This window comes from Micromonospora sp. NPDC049201, from assembly GCF_055586805.1.
In genome coordinates this window covers 262769-282252 of the sequence record NZ_JBVJHM010000008.1, presented here as the reverse complement: position 1 = coordinate 282252, position 19484 = coordinate 262769, and the positions used below count along the sequence as shown (strand labels likewise).

Genomic DNA, 19484 nt, shown 5'->3' with positions numbered 1-19484 from the left:
CATTCGGGTTGCGACCCGGGGGCGGGCACGTTGGGATGAACGGATGCACATTCGCCGGCTGAGCGCCGAGGAACGCCCGACCACCAGCTTCCCGCTCCAGGCGTACGCGTTCGAGGCGTCGCCGATGACGCCGGCCCGGACCGACGAGTTCCGCGCCTACCTGCCGACCAACGCGGGGAACACCACGCTGGTGGTCGAGGAGGACGGCGTCGCCACGGCCGCGGCCTCGGCGATCCCGATGCGGCAGAACCTGCGCGGCGCGGTGCTCCCGATGGCCGGTGTCGCCGGGGTGGCCACCCATCCGCTGGCCCGCCGGCGCGGGCACGTCCGGACGCTGATGCACCAGCTCCTCGACGGGATGCGGGACGAGGGGCACCAGCTCAGCGCGCTGTACCCGTTCCGGCCCTCGTTCTACGAGCGCTTCGGCTACGCCGGGTTGCCCCGGCGGCGTACCGCGGTGTTCGCCCCCGCGGAGCTGGCGCCGCTGCTGCGCGCCGAGCTGCCCGACGAGCTGGTCTGGGAGCGGATCGGGACGGGCTACCCGCGGTGGCGCGCCTACACCGACCGGTGCCTGCGCGAGCGCCACGGCTTCGCGGTCTTCCCCGACTTCCGGGCGGTCGGCCTGCGCGAGCGGGACGACCGCTGGCTGCTCAGCGTGGTACGCGACGGCGAGACGGTCGGCGCGGTGACCTACCGGATCGACGACCACGCCGGCACGCTGGTCGCCGACGACCTGCTCTTCGACGACCCGTACGCCCGGGCGTCGCTGCTCCAGTTCTTCGCCCGGCACGTCGACCAGGTGAACCGGGTCAGCGTCGAGCTGGGTCCCGACGAGCTGCCCGAGCTGTGGCTCACCGACTTCGACGTGCACGTCGAGACGCGGGCGCGCCGGCCCGACTCCTCCGCACCGATGGCCCGGCTGCTCAGCCTGGAGGCGCTGGCCGAGCAGCCGGTCGGGGTGGGGCGGGTGCTCGTCGAGCTGGTCGGCGACCGCTGGCTCGCCGGCCGGCACCTGCTCGACGGCACCACCGGCAAACTGGCGGTGCTGCCGGCCGACAGCGCCGCCGAGGGCACCGTGCCGGCGGCCCGGCTGACCGCCGCCGGGCTGTCCGCCCTGGCGTACGGCGTGCTCGACCCGACCGAGGTGGTGGTACGCGGGCTGGGCGAGGTGCCGGCGGACGCCGCCGTCGAGCTGCGTCGACTCTTCCCGCGTGAGCTGCCGTACCTGTTCGCCGACTTCTGATCGGATTGCCGGCATCGACGCGGGGTAGGTTCCTGCGAGTGCCGGAATGGTGGGAAGCGGGATTCTGGGGTCTGCTGGCCGGGTCCGCCCTGTTGATCGGGGCGGCCGTCGGGTTCTTCGCGCGGGTGCCGCGCCGGGCCACCGCGTCGGTGATGGCGTTCGGGGCGGGCGTGCTGCTCTCCGCCGTCTCGTTCGAGCTGATCGAGGAGGCGCACGAGCAGGGCGGCCTGCTGCCGGTGGCGATCGGCGCGGCGGTCGGCGCGCTCACCTACACCGGGGCGAACGTGCTGCTGGCCCGGCACGGGGCGCGGCACCGCAAGCGCTCCGGCGACGAGCAGCCCTCCGAGCGGGAGCAGCCCGGCTCGGGTAACGCGATCGCGGTCGGCGCGCTGCTCGACGGCGTACCGGAATCGGTGGTGATCGGCGCGAGCCTGCTGGCCGGCGGCCCGGTCAGCCTCGTCACCGTGATCGCGGTCTTCCTCAGCAACGTGCCGGAGGGGTTGTCCAGCGCGGCCGGCATGCGGCAGGCCGGGCGGTCCCGGCGCTACGTGTTCGGGCTCTGGGCGGCCATCGCGCTGATCTCCGGCGCCGCGTCGCTGGCCGGTTACACGCTGCTCGGCGGCGCCCCGCCGGAGGTGCTGGCCACCATCACCGCGCTCGCCGCCGGCGCGATCCTGGCCATGATCACCGACACCATGGTCCCGGAGGCGTTCGAGGACGCCCACCTGCTGGTCGGCCTGGTCACGGTGCTCGGCTTCCTGGTCGCCTTCGCCCTGTCGCACGCCTGACCGCCGGCTTAGCCGCGGGTTAAGGATCGCCGACGGAGTCGTGCCGGGGCGGCCGGTCCCCCTAGCATCGGCGGGTGCGCGTGAAGTCCGCTGTCTCCCTCCTCGTCCTCGCCCTGGCCACCGCCACGCTGCCCGGGTGCGGCGGCGATTCGTCCGACCGGACCGCCCCGGCCGCCGCCACCGGCACGCCGGCCGACACACCGGCCGGTGCCCCCGATGCCGCTGCCCCGGCCGCCCCGGCCGCCTCGCCGAGCGCCCGCGCCGGCCTCGGCACCGCCAAGCCGAGCCCCGGCCCGGCCGCTGTCGCGTTCCGCGCCGGCAACCCGGACGGGCGGGCCACCGTGCCGGCCGAGGCGCGGGCCGTGGACACGTCGCGTCCGACCCGTACCGTCGGCACCGGCACGCCGGCGAGCTGCACCTCGGCGGCGGTGGTGAAGGCGGTGGCGGCCGGCGGCATCATCACGTTCGACTGCGGCCCGGCGCCGGTGACCATCACCATGAAGGCCACCGCCAAGGTGGTGAACGCGCACGGCCCGCGCATCGTGCTGGACGGCGGCGGCAAGGTCACGCTGAGCGGCGGCGGCAGCCGACGGATCCTCTACCTGAACACCTGCGACCCGGCGCAGGGCTTCACCACCTCGCACTGCCAGAACCAGGACCACCCGCAGCTCACCGTGCAGAACCTGACGTTCGCGAACGGCAACTCGACGGGCGAGCGGACCGAGGGCGGCGGGGGCGGCGCGATCTTCGTCCGTGGCGGCCGGGTCAAGGTGGTCAACTCCCGGTTCGTCGACAACCGCTGCGACCGTACCGGGCCGGACCTGGGCGGCGCCGCGCTGCGGGTGCTCAGCCAGTTCGAGAACAAGCCGGTGTACGTGGTGGGCAGCACGTTCACCGGCGGGGTGTGCGCCAACGGTGCGGCGTTGAGCAGCATCGGCGTCTCCTGGACGGTGCTGAACAGCGTCTTCCGCGACAACCAGGCGGTCGGCACCGGCGCGAACCCGGCCCGGGGCGGCACGCCGGGCGGCGGCAGCGGCGGCGCGATCTACTGCGACGGCAACGAGTTCGCGGTGAAGCTCGCCGGCACGATCGTCGAGGACAACAGCGCCAACGAGGGGGGCGGTGCCATCTTCTTCGTCAGCAACAACCGCACCGGCACCCTGTCGATCACCAGCTCGACCCTGCGCCGCAACCCCAGCAGGGGCTTCGAGACGAAGGGTGCCCCCGGCATCTTCTTTCTCGGCGCCCGCCTCACCCGCGGCTGAAGGCCGGGCCCCTGCTTAACGCCTCCGGTAGAGAAGGGGCACCTTCTCACCGCAGCGCGGAGGTCAGTACGGGTTGGGGTGGCCGGGGAGGTGGCCCTTCGGCACGGCAGCCGCGCGGCCGGGGAGGGTGGGGTCCGTCGACAGGGGTGGCGACGTGGTTCCCGACCTCGTCGACATGCCGGCGATCAGGTCCTTCAGGGCGGTCACCGTGTCGACCCGGGGCACCCAGCCGAGGTCGGTCTCGGCCCGCTGCGCGGACATCAGCGGGACGTTCAGCGCCAGGTCCACCCAGCCGGTGTCGACCGGTTGCAGCCGGGCCCGCCAGGTCACCGCCGCCGCGGCGCGCAGCACCGGCACCGCCACCGGCACGGTCCAGCCGTGGAAGTGCCGCGCCACCAGCGCCGGCGTCAACACCGGGTCGGTCGCCACGTTGAACGCGCCGCGCGCGTCGCCGAGGACCGCCCGGGCGTACGCGTCGGCCACGTCGTCGGCGTGCACCGCCTGCATCCGGAGCCGCCTGTGCGAGGGCACCAGCGGGATCCGGCCGTAGCGCAGCAGCCGCACCGGCACCAGCGGGCCGAGGAAGTAGCGGCTGATCTCGGTGCCGGCGTCACGCTGGAAGATCAGACCCGGCCGCAGCCGGACCACCCGCAGCTCCGGGTGCTCCCGCCGCACGTCGTCCAGCAGCGCCTCCACCTCGGCCTTGTCCCGGCTGTACGACGACGTCCGCACCCCGGTCGCCGGCCAGTTCTCGCTGACCGGATGGTCCTTCGGGCCGGGCGCGTAGGTGCCGACGGATGAGGCGTACACCAGGGCGGGAACGCCGGCCCGGACGGTGGCCTCGATGACCGCGCGGCTGCCGCCGACGTTGGTCCGGTAGAGCGTGCGCCGGTCGTGGCTGGGCTGGATCTGCCAGGCCAGGTGCACGACCGCCCGCGCCCCGGCGAAGATCCGCACCAGCTCGTCGGCGCCGCGGGCCGCGCCGATGTCGCAGGAGTGCCACTCGACGTCGTCGTACGGCTCACCGGCGTCCGGCCCGGGCAGCCGGCGGGCCACGCCGACCAGTTCCGCCCCCGACTCCTGCCGCAACCGGCGCAGGACCGCCGTTCCCACGTTTCCGGTCGCCCCCACGATCACGATGCGCATGCCCGTCCGGTACCCGCTGAACCGGACAGCAACCGTGCGGGAGCGCGACTTCCGGCCCGGGCGGGGAGACCGCCCGGGCCGCGCCCGTCAGCGCCGGACGAGCGTGAAGCCGCCGGGCAGCACCTCCGCCGGCACCGTGCCACCCCGGGTCCGGGTCCGGGAGCGCCGTACGCCCTGCGCGTCGTACGTCTCGACGCACGCCGTCCCCGCGCCGGGCACGGTGACCGGGACGGTCCGGGGCGAGCGGGCGGCACTGCGCAGCAGCGCCGTCGTCGATCCGGTGCCGGCGATCACGTACCGGGAGACGAGCGGTTCGAGCAGGACCGCGTCGACCACGGCGTCCCCGCCGGCCGAGACCGCGACCAGGTCGACGGCGTCGGCCGGCGCCTCCGCCGGGCCGCTCGGCGTCACCGGCAGCAGCGCGCCGGGCGCCGGCGAGGTCCCCTGCGCGCCGACCCGCCCGTGCCGGACGGTGCCCACGGTCCGCGACCGGCCGTCGGGCGAGGCGGCGGACCACCGGGTGACGGCCCGGCTGCCCGGCCGCAACTCGACCACCGGCAGCACCAGCCGGGGCTGGTCCGCGGCCGGCAACCGCCAGCGGGCGGTCGCGCCGGCCGGCAGCAGGGCGTACGCGCCGCTGAACGCGGACTCGCCGGTCCACGTCGACTCGGGGGTGACCACCTCCGCGCCGCCGGTCAGCGTGGCCTGTTCGGCCTCCACCACGGTGCCGCCGACCCGCGTCACGATCCGGCCCTGCCGGGCCAGCGCCGCCACCTCGGGGTGGGCGTCCAACGCCAACATGCTGAGCAGGCCGTGGATGGTCGACTCGGCACCGGCGTTGCGGTTGACCGTCCCGTCGCCGGCGATGCCGTCGACGGTGCGCCCGGTCGCCGGGTCGTACCCGGGCACGCCGGCCGCGTTCGCGCCGAAGTACCAGGCGGCCGTCAGGCCGGCGAGCTGCCGGAACCCGTCGCGCCCGGTGGCGACGGCGACGGCGAGCAGCGACTGCACGCGGGAGTCCACGCCGTAGGCGATCTGCGACCGGTCCGTCGGGGTGGGCTGCCGCCCGTTGTCCGGGCCGCCGGAGGTGAGCAGCCACGGCGTGAAGACCGCCGCGTCGGCCACCGCCGCCGGCAGCAGCCGCCGGTCACCGAGCACCCGCGCGGCGACGGCCAGCGCCGCGGGCATCTGCGAACCCCAGGCGTGCCACACCGACCGGGACAGCGCCCAGGGGCGAACCGCGCCGAACGGCCACTCCCGGACGTCCCCGTCGGCCAGCGCGGCGATGCCCTCGGCGAACCGGCTCAGCGCCCGCCGCGCCCCGGCGCCACCACCGGCCCGCACGTACGCGGCCAGCCCCAGCACGGCCTCCGCGGTGGCGTCCGCGCCGTCCGCGATCAGCCAGCCGGGCGTCCGCTCGCCGTCGACGACCTGCCACGTGCCGTACCGGACGAGCACCTGGCGTTCCAACGCGCCGACCGCGAGGTCGAGGCGCTCGCGCAGGAACGACGCGAACCCGGGGTCGGCGGTACGCCAGGCCGCGTACCCCTCGCCCAGCGCCCAGACGGTGCGGGCCAGCCAGTACGACGGGCCGCTGTCGGACGGGTCGGGCAGCTCGACCGGTTCGGCGCTCGGGTTCAGCGTGCCGTCGGGTTGCATCCAGAGCACCACGTTCCCGGCGTCCGGCCCGGTGGCGGTCTGGAGGTAGGTCAGGCCCCGCAGCAGGGCGTACGAGGCGTCGCGGCTGGTGGTGGCGCCGGTGGACCGCCAGTGTCGCAGGTAGACCACGGCGGCGCGGGCGATGTCGTCGGCGTTGTAGGCGCCCTGCCCCCAGGTGTCCGTCGCCGGGTCGTACGCCCCGCCGCCGACGCGCCGGAACGTGCCGTCCGGGTTCGGTTCGGCGTACGTCCACAGCACCCCGACCGTCGGCGTGTCGGCGAGCCGGTACGTGGTGTGCCCGGCCTGCGCGGGCGGGGTGACCCGGTCGAGCAGGAAGTCCAGGTGGGACAGGTTCGTCAACGGGTCGGCGGGGGCGGCCCCGGCGGGGGCGGGCGGCGCCAGCAGCGGTCCGGCCAGCGCGAGGCTGCCGCCCAGCAGGAGGGATCGGCGTTTCATGGTGGTCTCCTCGGGCGTCAGGGGGTGCGGTCGAGCCGGGCGACGCCGATCTTCGTGTCCGCCATTCCGTAGAACACGAACCGCACGCCGTCGACCTCCTCGATCGCGGTGGGGAAGACGACGTTGGGCACGGTGCCGGCCTTCTCGTCCTCGGTGTCCGGCACGAGGATGGGCTCGGCGGTGCGGGCCAGCACCCGGGCCGGGTCGGCCGGGTCCAGCAGCATCGCCCCGGCCGCGTACTCGACGCGTTGGGTGGTCGGGTCCCAGCCGCTGGGGACGTGGCCGGTCACCCCGTGGTGGAGCAGCAGCCAGCCCTCCGGCACCCGCAGCGGCGGCGGGCCGGCGCCGATCTTCAGCTCCTCGTAGGGGAACTCGGACAGCGCCACGCAGCGGTGGTCGCGGGGGCGGGCCAGCGCGGTGACGTCGGCGTGCACCTCGTCCGCCGGCACGTACGAGATCCAGATGCCGGGTCGCTCGTCGGTGGTGCCGGCCGGCAGGTGCACGCCCTCGCCGGGGCGGAACCAGCCGAGGTCCCACATCGGCCGGTGCAGCATGGCGTAGCAGGGCCGGCCGTCCGGGCCGGGCACCGGTTCGGGGAAGAACACCGCGTCCTTGTTGGGGAACAGGTTGAGGTCGGTGTCCAGGTCGGGCTGGTAGGCGAACTGCACCGGGCCGAGCCGCCGCCAGGAGCGCAGGTCGGTGGAGACGGCCAGCGCGAGGCGGGGGCCGAGCGGCCCGTACGCCACGTACGTCATCAGGTGCTGGCCGAGGTCCGGCACCCAGGTGGTGCGCGGGTCCTCCACCCCGGCGTTGTTCAGGCCGCGTTCCCAGCCCTCGTCCGGGGCCAGCACGACGCCGTGCCGGCGCACGCCGACCGGTACGCCGTCGCGCAGTTCGACCTCGGCGAGCCCGACGCGGGACACGTTACCGTCGGCGACCAGCCGGGGCAGCAGGTGCAGCCGGCCGTCCGGGGTACGCCCGCTCGCCGGGTTGAGCACGCCGGCGGCCTCGAAGGGTTCGGCCGGGTCCGGCGCCATCAGCACGCCCAGCCGGGTCAGCGTGTACGGGACAGTGGTCGAGACAGGCATGTCAACCTTTCACACCGGAGCCGATGTCGGTGGAGATGAAGTGTCGTTGGAAGGCCACGAAGAGGCCGACGGCCGGCGCGGCGAGCACACAGGCCCCGGCCAGCACCGCGCCGTACGGGTTGGCGGCGCGGGCGGCCACGTTGCTGATGTAGTTGGCCAGGGAGACCGCCAGCGGCTGCATGTCCGCCTGCTTGGTGATCAGGAACGGCCAGAGGAACTCGTTCCACGGCCCGATGAAGGTGAGCAGCACCGCGGTCAGCAGCGCGGGGCGGACCAGTGGCAACGCCACCGACCAGAGCACCCGCAGTTCCCCGGCGCCGTCGATCCGGGCGGCGGCGAACAGCTCGTCCGGCAGTTGCAGGAAGAACTGCCGGAAGACGAAGACCGCCGTGGTGTTGATCGCGAACGGCAGGATCATCCCGAGGTAGGAGTCGGCCAGCCCGTACCCGCGCACGATCAGCACGTAGAGCGGGATCAGCAGGAGCTGGAAGGGGATCACCTGGACCAGCAGCACCAGCGCGAACAGCGTGCCCCGGCCCCGGAACCGCAGCCGGGCCAGCGCGTAGCCGGCGAGCACCCCGAATACCACGGTGCCGAGGATGACGCCACCGGTGAAGACGCCCGAGTTGATCAGCGAGCCGAGCAGGTCGACCCGGGAGTTGATGTCCCGGTAGTTGTCCAGGGTGAGCCCGGAGGTGGGGAACGCCCCGGCGACCGAGGTGTCCGGTTCGGCCTGGAGGCTGCCGATCAGCATGTAGTAGAAGGGGAAGAGGAACAGCAGGGCCCCGGCGAACAGCACCACGTGGCGCAGCAGCCCCGGCCACCGGGCGGTGGAGGTCGGTGTCACGTCAGTCCCTCTCGATCAGTCGGCGGTTGACCAACGAGATGAGCAGCACCCCGATCACCAGCAGCACGCCGATGGCGGCGGCCACGTCCGGCTGGCCCTGCTGGATGCCGCGCTGGTACATCACCAGCACCGGGGAGGCGGACGCGCCGTTCGGGCCGCCCCCGCCGGTGAGCAGGTAGGGCTCGGTGAACAGGTTGGCGCCGGTGATGGTGGCCAGGATGACCACCAGGGCGGTCGCCGGGCGGACCGCCGGCACGGTCACCGACCGGAACCGCCGCCACCAGCCCGCGCCGTCGACCGACGCCGACTCGTACAGCTCCTTCGGCACGTTCTGGAGCGCGGCGAGGTAGAGCAGGATGAAGAAGCCGAGCTGCTTCCAGACCACGAACACCGCGATGACCGGCATCGCCAGACCGGCGTTCACCAGCCAGGACGGGTCGGGCGCCAGCGGGCCGAGCACGGAGTTGACCAGGCCGTCGGAGTTGAACAGGAACAGCCACACCCCGACCACCGCCACGCTTGCGGTCACGTACGGCACGTAGAACGCGACCCGCAGGAACGTCCGGGCGTGCACCACCCGGTTCAGCGCGACCGCAAGCAGCAGCGCCAGCACCGTGGTCAGCGGCACGTTGATGACCAGGAAGATCCCGATGTTGCCGAACGACTGACGGACCGCGGGGTCGGCGAGCACCGCGCGGTAGTTGTCCAGCCCGACGAAGGGCCGGTCCACCACCGCGCCCGGCGCGGCGAAGAAGTAGTCGTGGAAGCTCATCCAGATCGCGAACCCGAGCGGGTAGGCGAACACCACGGCGATGAAGACCGCGTACGGCGCGGCCAGCACCAGGCCCACCGGGTGGCGGCCCAGCACGGCCGCCACCCGGCCCCGGCCGGCCGGTTTCGGGCTTCGCGCGGCGGCCCCGGGGGCGGGGGCCGCCGCGGTGTGGGCGGTGGACATCAGGAGCCGGCGGCGAGCTGGTCGACCTTGTCCGCGGCGGCGCCGAGGGCGTCGGGCACCGGCTTCTTACCGAAGATCACCGACTCGGAGTACGCGTCGCGGAACGCCTGCCAGACGGCCACCGAGTTCGGCACGTTCGGCACCTCGACCGTCCGGGCCGCCTGGTCGGCGAACGCCTGGTAGGCCGGGTTCTTGGCGAAATAGTCCGGGTACGCGGCGGCCAGGTCGGTGCGCAGCGGCATCTGACCGGTCTTGGCCAGCAGCGCGCCGTCCTGCTCCTTGCTGGTGGCGAAGCGCATCACGTCCCAGGCGGTGGCGCGGTTCTTGCAGGCGGAGTACATGGCGACGTTCTTCGCGTCGCTGAACGTGCGGATCTGGTCGGCCGGCTTGCCGGTGGACGTCGGCACCGGCACCGCGCCCCACTTCACCTTGTTGCCGTACACCGAGATCGCCCACGGACCGACGATGGCCATGGCGGCCTTGCCGTCGGCGAACGAGTCGCCGTTGTACTTCTCCTTCGGGGCGAGGCCCTCGGCGTAGAGCGTCTTCCAGAACTCCGCGACCCGCTGGCCCTCCGGCGAGTCGAACTGGGCCTTGCCCTGGTCGACGAGCTGCTTGCCACCGGTCTCGGCCGCGAACAGCGGGTAGAAGTCGAACCAGGACTGGAAGAACTCACTGGTCGGGGCCGGGTAGATGGCGGCCGGCGCGGCGCCCGACGACTTGATCTTCCGGGCGGCGGCGAGGAACTCGTCGTACGTCGCCAGCGGGGGCCGCTCCGGGTCCAGCCCGGCCTTGGCGAAGACCGTCTTGTTGTAGAAGATCATCACCGGGTTCGACTTCCACGGCAGTTGGTAGAACTTGCCGTCCGGCGACTTGTACTGGTCAGCCGTCTGGCCGGTGCGCTCGGCGATGTAGGCGGCACCACCGTCGAACGAGTCCAGGGCGACCAGGCCGCCCTGCTTCTGGAACTGCGGCACGGCCGCCGGCGCGGTGTTGAAGATCAGGCAGGGCGCGTTGCCGGCGGTGATGGCGGCCCCGATCACCTCCTCCGAGCTGGTGCCCGCCGGGATTTCCTGGGCGGTGATCTTCTGGTCGGCGTGCTCCGCGTTCCACGCCTCGACCATCGCCTTGCCCCAGGCCAGTTCCTCCTGGTTGTTGGAGAGCCAGATGTCGATCGGGCCACGGGCGGCGTTGGCCTCGGCGGCGTCACCGCCACCGCCGCTGCCGTCGCAACCCGCGGTGACGGCGAGCGCGGCGGTCAGCAGCAGGGCCGGAAGGGTACGTTTCATGTCTGCTCCGATCGGGACGGTGCGGGGGAACGACGCCGCTGGGCGGGCGGCGCCGGTGGTGGTGGTGCGGTGGAGGCACGGAGAACGAGCTGCGCGGGCGGCGTGGGCACGTCGGCCACCGGCTCGCCGTCGATGAGTTCGAGCAGGACGTGCGCGGCGGACCGCCCCCACTCGAACGGGTCGGTCCGCACGGTGGTCAGCGGCGGGCTGACGTAGCCGGCCAGCTCCGCGTCGTCGAACCCGGTCACGGAGAGCTGCCCGGGCACGTCGACACCGAGTTCCCGGGCCACCGCGAGCCCGGCGATGGCCATCAGGTCGTTGCCGTACACGATCGCGGTGGGCCGCTCGGCCCGGTCGAGCAGCACGCGGGTGGCCTGCGCGCCGCCGGCCGCCGAGAAGTCCGACGCCACGCAGAGGTCGGCGGGCAGGCCGGCGTCCGCCAGCGCCCGCTCCCAGGCCAGCCGCCGGACCCGGCCGTGCAGGAAGTGGTCCGGCCCGGCGACGTGCCCGATCCGGCGGTGCCCCAGCTCGACCAGGTGGGCGACCGCCGCGGCGATGCCCGGCCGGTCGTCGATCAGCAGTGCCGGCCAGCGGCTGGGCACCATCGGGCGGGCGATCGTCACCGCCGGTAGCCCGAGCTGTTCCAACAGCGCGAGCCGTGGGTCGTCCACCCGCAGGTCGAGCAGGAAGACACCGTCCACCCGGCCGTCGGCGGCCAACTTCCGGTAGCCGGCCTCCTCGGCCGACTCGGGCACCACCTGGAGGACGAGCGCCTGACCCCGGTCGGACAGGGTCCGCTCCACCCCGGCGATGAAGGCGGGGAAGAACGGGTCCGCGCCGAGCAGCTCGGGCGGGCGGGCGATCACCAGGCCGACCGCGAACGCCCGCGAGGCGGACAGGGCGCGGGCCCGGTGGCTCGGCTCCCAGCCCAGGGCACGGGCGGCGGTGAGGATCCGCTCCCGCGTCTCGTCGGCCACCCCGGGGCGGCCGTTGAGCGCGAAGGACACCAGACCCTTCGATACGCCGGCCGCGCGGGCGACGTCGCGGATCGTCGGTCGACCTGGCCGGGTCACCGGCACCTCCCTCGTCGGACGGACTACTAAACCGGTTTAAGAAACGGAGGTTAGACCCGTTCCCGTGACTGCACAACAGGAGACGGCCGATCGATGTCCGGCGGCTCGGTGGCAGGTCAGCGCCTTGGCCGGGCAGATCCGTCCGGGGCGCGGACAGCGGTTGCGTGCACCGATGTCGATCTGGTCAGCCGCCCTCCGGCCCGAGCGCTACGCCTTCAGGAGAAGTTCGGCGACCTCGGCCAACACGTCGGAGTGATTGGCCTGAACAAATAGCCTGGCCCGATCCGGGATACGCCACCCCTTTTCCTGGAGGTAGTCCCGGTGGCGCCCCCGGGGCACCGGCGAGGCCAACCTGAAGAGCTGCCGAGCACCCGGGTCCCAACTGGACGATGCAGCAGCCGGCAAAGACCGCACGCGGTCCATGACGTCGACGGGTCCGATGTAGCAGGACACGACCGTGGCCCCCCCGCGCCGTAGGGCGGCGATTTCCGCGATCGGCTCACCGTCAGTGCTCTCGCCATCCGAGATGATGAAGAGAATCTCCGATACCCGGGGGGCCAGCGGCCGTCTGATCCGCTTCACGCTTCGACCCAGGATGAGCCGGGCGACAATCCGGACGCCGGAGCGAACACGCGGAGGACCGGCTTGCGCGGTTCGGAAGGCCACACGGATCGTGGCGAGAAGGGCCGCTCGGCCGGCAGCGCGTACGGCGCCGGGAAGAGCACGAACGGCGGCCCGAGCGGCGGTCAACCACTCCCCCAGATTCCACCTCGCCACTGGCTTCGCCACTCCTCGCCCTCCGAGCCCCCATCGGGTGGCGATGCGTTCTGCGGTGAACCGTTGGCCGGCGTGCCGCACCGCCGAAGTCAGTGGCGTGCTTCCGTAGAGAAAATCACCGAGCTCAGAATCCACCGACCCCGCGGCGGCCAGTCGACTCAAAATGCTCGCTAACTCACCGACCGTGAGCATGGTTGAGCCGGCGTCCTTCAGGCGTTCCTCAAGCAGGTCGACGAAGGTCATTCGCCGACTAGCCACGGTGCGGACCATTCGCTCGGCCTCGCGGGTCTTGGCTCGAAAACCGCTGATTTCCGCCTTCAGCCACAGCACCAAGGCGCGGTAGGCGTAGAAGGGCCCGCCACTGACGAGCTTTCGCCAGTGGTGTCCGTCGGCGACCTCAAACTCTTTCTCGGAGAGATTGGGAAGGCTGGTGGCGATCTCCTGCTGCACACGCGGTGAATCACGCAGGTTGGCCACCAGTGTCGCGGCCTGGGCCGAGTCCAGATGCTTCCGGGCCCAGAGAGCCCACCCCTCCTTGCCGTGGTGCAGGGCGAGACGGGTGAGTTCCGAATAGGGATCGTCCGCCGGCCAGCCCTGCGGACCGATCGGCACCGTCGTGCTGTTTGCGCCGTGCTTGTCGCGAAGACGCAGCAGCGTCAGCAGGTCGACCACGGGTCCGATCTGGCGGGTGCCGAAGGCGAACGCGAACACTCGGACCGACGGCGCCGCCGACAAGTTGTCCGGCCCCTCGGCCTGAGACTTCTCCGCGGCCCGCCGCAGGGCCGCGGTCCACCCCTCCAACCGGCTGAGCGTCTCGTTCGTATCGTTGCGTAGGCTCGCCTGCATCGACGCGGATACGTCGACCAGCAGCCCGACCAGGCTCGGCAAGGCGTCAGCGGCCCTTCGGCAGCACCTCGGCCCTGCCGGGAGCGGGTGCGGGAAGCGCCTTGACGAAACCGTCGAGGGCATCAGAGTGATTCACCTGGACGAAGCAGGCCGCATCACGTTCGACGGCCCATCCCTCTCGTAGCAGCCGGCGGCCCAGCGGCGAGTCGACATCGAGTCGAGAGGCCATCCGGAACAACCGGGCGGCGCCGACCGGCCAGTCGGCCGACGCTCGTGCGGGCATACGCCTGGGTGAGGCAAGGTCGAAGTTCGTGAGATAGCAAGAGACGATGGTGACACCCATGTCTCGAATTTCCGTAGCCACCGGTTCCGGGTCGCCGTCGGTCGACTCTCCGTCGGAGACGATCAACAGCAGGGCGTTCAGGTCCGGGACCTGCTCGAACTCGCGCGCGAACCGGTCACGGACCGCGGTGAGGGCGGCGCGCATCGGTGTATGTCCGAAGATCAGGGGCTGGGCATCGGCCAGCCGCTGCGAACTGCTCCGCCAGAGACGTGCGAAGTCCCGGATGTCCAGCGTGCTGTCACCAAGTGCGGCGAGGCGCTGGTTCAGCCTTCGCTGGACCTCCTGCGCGATTCGTTGTTTGATCTCATGGCGGGCGAGGTCCTCGGCCTGGTTGACAAGCGCACCCAGGCCGAAATCCCGAGCGAGCCCGCCGAGATCGCCCCAGCCGCCGCCGCCGGAATACTGAGCCTTCAGCTCTGCGGCGTACCGTTCACCGAGTTCCCGCGCCTCCTCCGGTGTCATCACCTCCTTCGCTGCTTCGAGCAGTGAGAAAAGGTCGCAGACCTCGCCGCTGCGCAGTCCGAACGCGTACCCGAAGATCAAGGCATCCGACTCGGACGAAACGTTCGCGCGCAGGTCGGCATCCGCGAAACGACTCAACGAACGCCGAACGGACTCCAGTCGGGTACGGCCGTCTCCGTCACGGTTGTCGAAGCTTTCCTCCATAGACCCTGAGACATCCAGAGCCAGCCCCACCAGCAGCCGCCCCGGCGAGGTGCCGATCGTGCGCTGGGCTTGTCTTGCCGGCTTCGCCGCAGCAGGCTCATGCGTCTCGTTCCGTCGGAGAAGCACCGGGACGTCACGATCCGGGCTTGACGCCAGCCGCAACTGGTGGACGCCCTGGCGGAACGAGAACTCGACGTCCTTGCCGGCGCCGATCGAGTCGTAGAAGGCAGCTGAGAAGCCGATTGCCGCGTGGTCCGAGATCGGCTGCTCCATCCCAATGGTGAAAGGGACGCCCATCGACATGAACCGGCCCTGACTCACCGAATAGCAGGCGTTCAGCAGCACGCACTCCAGCGGTGGCGCGTAGTCCGCCAGCAAATCGGCGAGCGCCTCCATCGGTGGCACCGACCACGCCTGGCTCGCGTCCTCGAAGACGAGGCCGGCCTTGGTTCCGTGACCGGAGAAGTGCACGATTGCGTAGTCGTCCTCGAGTAGTGCGCGGCGAACATCGTCAACCGTTGCGGCCAGGCACGAGTACAGGCTGATGTCCTCTCGGAAGCGGCTGCGCCTGATGCACTCGCGGATCGCCCGCTCCTCCGCGTCGAGGCGGAGCCGGGCACTTCCCCTGGGGTTGGCGAAGATCGCCAGAACTTTCTTCATTACCGAAAAAGCGTAGAGGATACTCCGCTGTCGGATGCCTGTCGGAACTTCGACAGCGATAGGCGACGATGGAGCGTCGGCGAACTCGTAGACTCGCAGTGCGTCAATCCAGGTGAACCGGGCTCCCGCACTACCCGTCATCGCGCGCTGCGGCACCGGCGTTGGTCTGCCCGCCGCTCTGTGCCGGCCGGGACGTGCCCAGCTCGCCCAGCAACTCCGCCGCCACCTGCTCCGGTTCGGCCAGGCAACGCCAGGCCGGCACTCGACGGACCGGCGTGGAACCGCCGATGATGTCCAGCCGGGCGAGCACCTTCCGCAACTCCCGGCCGTCGGGATTCCCCGCTGGATCGTCGACGACGACCGCCAACTCGGCGTCCCCATGCCGCATCACCAGATCGACAAGGTGCCCGGCCACGCCGACGTCGCGCCGCACGGTGAGACCGGCACCCCGAAGGGCGAGGTGCAACCGGTCCGCCGCCCCGGTCGCGGAGTCCAGCGGGACACTGGCGGCCTCGGGCCGCGACGCCAGGGCGGTCAGCAGTCCGCGTTGACCCGACCACCACGACCGGTCACCGACCACCACGAGCTGGGACCGGGCTCGGGTGACGGCGACGTTCCACAAGTTTGTCTGGTGCACCAGCCAGCCACGGGTTCGGTCCGGAACGCCGTGTGCGCCCACCGGTGAGACGACCATGATGTCCCGTTCGCTGCCCTGGAACTTGTGGATCGTCGCGCAGAGCAGGTTGTCGGTGAGGCTGGCACCGCGCAGGGCCGCCGCCAGCCGACGTTGATGCGCGGCCAGCGGCGTGACCACCCCGATCGAGGCCTCGGGGTATGCGTCACGCAACTCCGTCACCTCGGCGACGACCGCGTCGATCTCAATCTGGTTGAGCCCGGACCCGGTCACCCCAGGGCTGAACGCTCCGGGCACGTCGCGCCAGCGTACGGCCGGATCGGCCACGGCGGCCAGCCGGGCCGGATCGGTCAACACGGTAAGCCGGCCCTGGTAGACCTCCCGGTTGGGCACATCGACGATGTCCGGATGGCACCGGTAGTGCTCGTCGAGGAGAAATGCCGTGCCCGCGGCGGCGGCGAACGCGTCGTACGCGGAATGGGCGGTGTACGTCAGTCGGCGGCTGGTGAGCCAGCCGGCGCTCAGACCGACGCGGGCCCGTTCGGTGACGTCGTCGGGCTCGGGCAGGTCCACGACGGGCGCGAGCTGACGCGGGTCCCCGATCAGCAGGGCACGCTTCGCGCGGAACAGCATGGGCAGGATCGCGGGAATCGTGCACTGCGCCGCCTCGTCGATCACCACCAGGTCGTACAGGGCCGGGCTCCGCTTCAGGCGGCGGGCGGAGAGGGCGGTCACCGCCCAGCCCGGCAGCACCCGCAGCAGCTCTGGGAAGTAGGACCAACTGTCCGACTGCGGTCTGGCCATCTCGTCGGCCCGGTCCTGGAGCAGACGCGTCCCCGCAGCCACCCGCCGGGCGATCTGGGCCCGTAACAGGCCGATGCTGAGGGTGGGCCGTCCGGTGGTGATCAGCTCGACCAGTCGCCGCCAGGAGACGTCGGCATCCGGCGCCTCGGCGAGGAGCCGTCGGCGCTCCCGCCAACGCAGCTCGATCACCGCCCGCTCGGCGAGCACCTCGACGGCGTCGCGATCGACGAGCTGATACGACCGCAGTCGCCACCGGTACCACCAACCGAACCAGCGGCTGGAAAGCGCCCGATCGGTCAGCTCGACGAGCTGCGCCAGCGCCCCGTCGTCGGTCGGCAGCGTGACCGCACCGGCGTCGGGGGCAGCGGCACGCTCGACGGCCAGGTCCGTGAGGTCGCGTTCGAGCAGCCGCCGCTCGTCCAGCACCGCACGGAGGCCGGCGACCTCCTCAGCAAGCAGGCGCAACTCGTGCAGTGGGGTCCGGTCGTCCGGCGTGGCGAGCCGGTCCGTCGGCGGATACGCGGCCAGGACGTCGGCGATGTGGGTGGGTTCCTGGGTGCGGTGTTCCTTGTTGCCGGTACGCAGCAGCAGGCCCGGGCCGAGCAGGTCGGTCACCCGGCCGAGCACCGAGTCGACGGCCTGGTTGCTGGTGGAGCCGATCAGCACGCTCTGGCCGGCGGCGGTCGCGGTGGCGAGCAGGGCGGTGACGAGTTGACTCTTGCCGGTGCCCGGCGGCCCCTGGGCCACCGTCAACGGTTGGGACATCGCCGCCTGGATGATCTCTTCCTGCGCCTCGTTCGTCGCGCTCATCGCCACCGTCACGGCCGGCGTCGAGGACACCTCGTCCGGTCGGCGCGCCAGCGCGCCCAGCGCCGTCCGGTCGATGAGCCGGGGATTCTTGATCATGCCGCGCAGGTCGTCGACGAGCTGCCGCTGCGGGGCCTCGGCGGCGTCCACCGCATACATGATCGCGGCGTTCTGCACCCCGTTAACCGGTCCCGGCCGGATGGTGCCCACCAGCATCTTCGGGTCAAGCTCGGTCACCGGGTTCAGCCCGAACGTCTTCGCGAGCATTTCGACGGTGGCGGCGAGCGAGCCGGGATCTCCCGGCACGAATGCCTGCTCGACCCGTTGCAGCAGTTCGTCGCTCTCCACCTCGGAGAGCTGGAACAGGTCGACCAGCGCGGCGCTGGGGCGGGGTGGGAAGGAGGCGTGCAGGACGTCGTCCGCGCCGACGGTGACGTCACAGACCAGCAGCGGAGCGAGCCGGACCGGCTTCTGCCGGGCCGGACGGACGGCGACGACCGGATAGCCGTACTGCAGTTCCCTGCCACCGTCGCGGGCTCTCACGGCGAGCGCGGCCGCCGAACCGCTCAGCCTGACGGGTGTCTCCGAGGTGAAGACCGCCTCGGACCCCGGTGGCGCGGCGACGTACGACCGGGTCTCGTGCGGATCGATGAGCGACTGCAGCACTGTCGACCGCTGCATGCAGTTGATGTAGTAGGTCACGAGGCGGCGCCACTGGTCCGCGTCGAACGGCGCCTCGTCGGCCGGGCTCGGCGTGACGGCGGTGACCTGTCTCGTCGCGGCGGCGGATCCCGGTGCCGTCGCCAGCCTGATCGGCTCGGTGACGCCCTCACTCGACTCGACCGGGGTGTGCTGGCGGCGCCGCGCCATTTCAGTAAGGGCGTACCGGGAGAGGTCGTTGCTGGTGATCCAACCGTCGTCGGCCGGCCCTTCGGCCGCGCCGCGCAGACCCTCGAGAAGCACTTCGGTGAAGACCGACGGGCGATCCGGTCCCTGTGCCTTCGATGCCTTCATGTGCGAGCTGGACGTCAGGATGAAGGTGCCGCGTTGACGCTTCAGGCGGCGCGGCTCCTCCCGCACCCCACCTCGGAACCGGTTCCGTGCGGTGAACGCGCCGGAGAAGCAGCAGTCGAGGAGGACCACCTTCTGGCTGGCCTTGGTGTCGTTGAGCAGATGCCGCAGAGTGCCGTCGGTGTCCAACGCGGACGCGTGCAGACTTCCACTGACCGTGTCCGTGGCGGCCAGGAACAGTGACTGTCCGTCACCGTGAAGCACTCCGTGGCCGGAGTAGTAGAGCAGGGCCAGGTCGTCCCTTCGGCGCGCGCCGTAGAACTCCTCGATGATCTGGCGTAGGTGTTCCGCGGGCAGGTCCAGTTCCGCGCGTACGGTGTCGAACTCGCCGGCACCGTCGAGCAGCGTCTTGAGCTGCGTCACGTCGTGACGCACCGACGGAAGGGGCGCGAGTTCCAGGTCGACGTGGCACGTGGACGTGCCGAGCAGCAGCGCGTGCCGTCCCATCAGGGACGGGCCCGCTCGATCGCGGCCCGCACCGTCCTGATCAGTTCATCGGTCTGGCCGTGGGTCGGCCGGTCGATGGTCAGCTCGATGTCACCGACCCGCAGGTGCACCCGGCGCCCGTCGTGGCGTCGGAAGAAGGCCAGAACCACGTCGACGAACGCCTGAACGTAGCCCGGGTCCGTGCCCACCAGCACGGTCACCACGCCGACCGCCAGTTCGGCGACGCCTTTGCTGTCCGGGGTGACATCCGGGCGTTCGACGCGCTCCACGTCGCCGATCTCACGGAGTTCGTCCGTCAGATCGTCGGTCAGTTCACCGAGTACGAACTCGTCGTCGTCGACGAGCGGTGTGAAGTCGACCCGAACGCGGACGTGCGACATCCGACCTCCTGCATCAGCGGTGCTGACCAACCTACGCAAGAAGGTCGAGATCACCTCACATCTGTCGGTTTGCCGATCGAACGCCCCACGCCGCCCGACCACAACTCCGGCGAGCGTCCTACGGGCGGATCCTCTGCCAGAGCGCCGAAGCGACGGCGGGAGAGGCGGGTGGCACTCGCGGACGGAGCAGGTTCCGGGGGCCGACGCGGGGCTCTCCGCCACGGCGAGCAGCGGCAACTC

14 protein-coding genes are annotated in these 19484 nt (G+C 71.8%); 3 read left to right on the top strand and 11 right to left on the bottom strand.

The annotated features are described in order from the left end of the window. The first annotated feature begins 43 nt into the window (after nt 1-43). From ACZ6O5_RS19545 to ACZ6O5_RS19535, 3 genes are all read left to right on the top strand, one after another. Nucleotides 44-1243: a GNAT family N-acetyltransferase gene (locus tag ACZ6O5_RS19545; protein ID WP_465978889.1), complete on the top strand. Its 1200-nt coding sequence runs from the start codon at nt 44-46 to the stop codon at nt 1241-1243. 38 nt (nt 1244-1281) lie between these two features. Beyond that, nucleotides 1282-2031, top strand: coding sequence for a ZIP family metal transporter (locus ACZ6O5_RS19540; protein WP_465978887.1), 750 nt, complete (start codon nt 1282-1284; stop codon nt 2029-2031). A 74-nt stretch (nt 2032-2105) separates the two neighbouring features. Further along, nucleotides 2106-3296 carry a hypothetical protein gene (locus tag ACZ6O5_RS19535; RefSeq protein ID WP_465978885.1) on the top strand — a complete coding sequence of 397 codons (1191 nt, stop codon included), beginning with the start codon at nt 2106-2108 and terminating at the stop codon, nt 3294-3296. Nucleotides 3297-3359: 63 nt separating this feature from the next. On the opposite strand, the gene ACZ6O5_RS19530 is transcribed toward ACZ6O5_RS19535, so the two are convergent. The 11 genes from ACZ6O5_RS19530 to ACZ6O5_RS19480 all read right to left on the bottom strand — a co-directional run bounded on the left by ACZ6O5_RS19530 (nt 3360) and on the right by ACZ6O5_RS19480 (nt 19244). Beyond that, nucleotides 3360-4442, bottom strand: a complete 1083-nt coding sequence (locus tag ACZ6O5_RS19530; RefSeq protein ID WP_465978883.1) for an NAD-dependent epimerase/dehydratase family protein — start codon at nt 4440-4442, stop codon at nt 3360-3362. Nucleotides 4443-4529: 87 nt separating this feature from the next. After that, complete coding sequence (locus ACZ6O5_RS19525; protein ID WP_465978881.1) at nt 4530-6557, bottom strand: hypothetical protein; 2028 nt, start codon at nt 6555-6557, stop codon at nt 4530-4532. 17 nt (nt 6558-6574) lie between these two features. Further along, on the bottom strand, nt 6575-7645 hold the full coding sequence (locus ACZ6O5_RS19520; protein ID WP_465978879.1) for a glycoside hydrolase family 130 protein: 1071 nt from the start codon (nt 7643-7645) through the stop codon (nt 6575-6577). Nucleotide 7646: 1 nt separating this feature from the next. Next, nucleotides 7647-8492 (bottom strand): carbohydrate ABC transporter permease, encoded by an 846-nt coding sequence (locus ACZ6O5_RS19515; protein ID WP_199199815.1) that lies wholly within the window; start codon nt 8490-8492, stop codon nt 7647-7649. Between the two features lies 1 nt (nt 8493). Then, nucleotides 8494-9447, bottom strand: a complete 954-nt coding sequence (locus ACZ6O5_RS19510) for a carbohydrate ABC transporter permease (protein ID WP_465978876.1) — start codon at nt 9445-9447, stop codon at nt 8494-8496. Continuing rightward, a complete protein-coding gene (locus ACZ6O5_RS19505) occupies nt 9447-10736 on the bottom strand; it encodes an extracellular solute-binding protein (RefSeq protein WP_465978874.1) in 1290 nt (429 codons plus the stop codon). The genes ACZ6O5_RS19510 and ACZ6O5_RS19505 overlap by 1 nt, the downstream gene beginning before the upstream one ends. Then, nucleotides 10733-11809, bottom strand: a complete 1077-nt coding sequence (locus ACZ6O5_RS19500; protein ID WP_465978872.1) for a LacI family DNA-binding transcriptional regulator — start codon at nt 11807-11809, stop codon at nt 10733-10735. Before ACZ6O5_RS19500 ends, ACZ6O5_RS19505 begins: the two co-directional genes overlap by 4 nt. 207 nt (nt 11810-12016) lie before the next feature. Beyond that, nucleotides 12017-13474: a hypothetical protein gene (locus ACZ6O5_RS19495; protein ID WP_465978870.1), complete on the bottom strand. Its 1458-nt coding sequence runs from the start codon at nt 13472-13474 to the stop codon at nt 12017-12019. Between the two features lie 4 nt (nt 13475-13478). Further along, the gene (locus ACZ6O5_RS19490) at nt 13479-15101 is read right to left on the bottom strand and encodes a CHAT domain-containing protein (RefSeq protein WP_465978868.1); all 1623 of its coding nucleotides are present in this window, start codon (nt 15099-15101) and stop codon (nt 13479-13481) included. 130 nt (nt 15102-15231) lie between these two features. Beyond that, a complete protein-coding gene (locus tag ACZ6O5_RS19485) occupies nt 15232-18864 on the bottom strand; it encodes an AAA domain-containing protein (RefSeq protein WP_465978866.1) in 3633 nt (1210 codons plus the stop codon). Next, entirely contained in the window at nt 18864-19244 is a 381-nt protein-coding gene (locus ACZ6O5_RS19480) for a hypothetical protein (RefSeq protein ID WP_465978864.1), read from the bottom strand. Before ACZ6O5_RS19480 ends, ACZ6O5_RS19485 begins: the two co-directional genes overlap by 1 nt. Nucleotides 19245-19484: the final 240 nt, after the last annotated feature.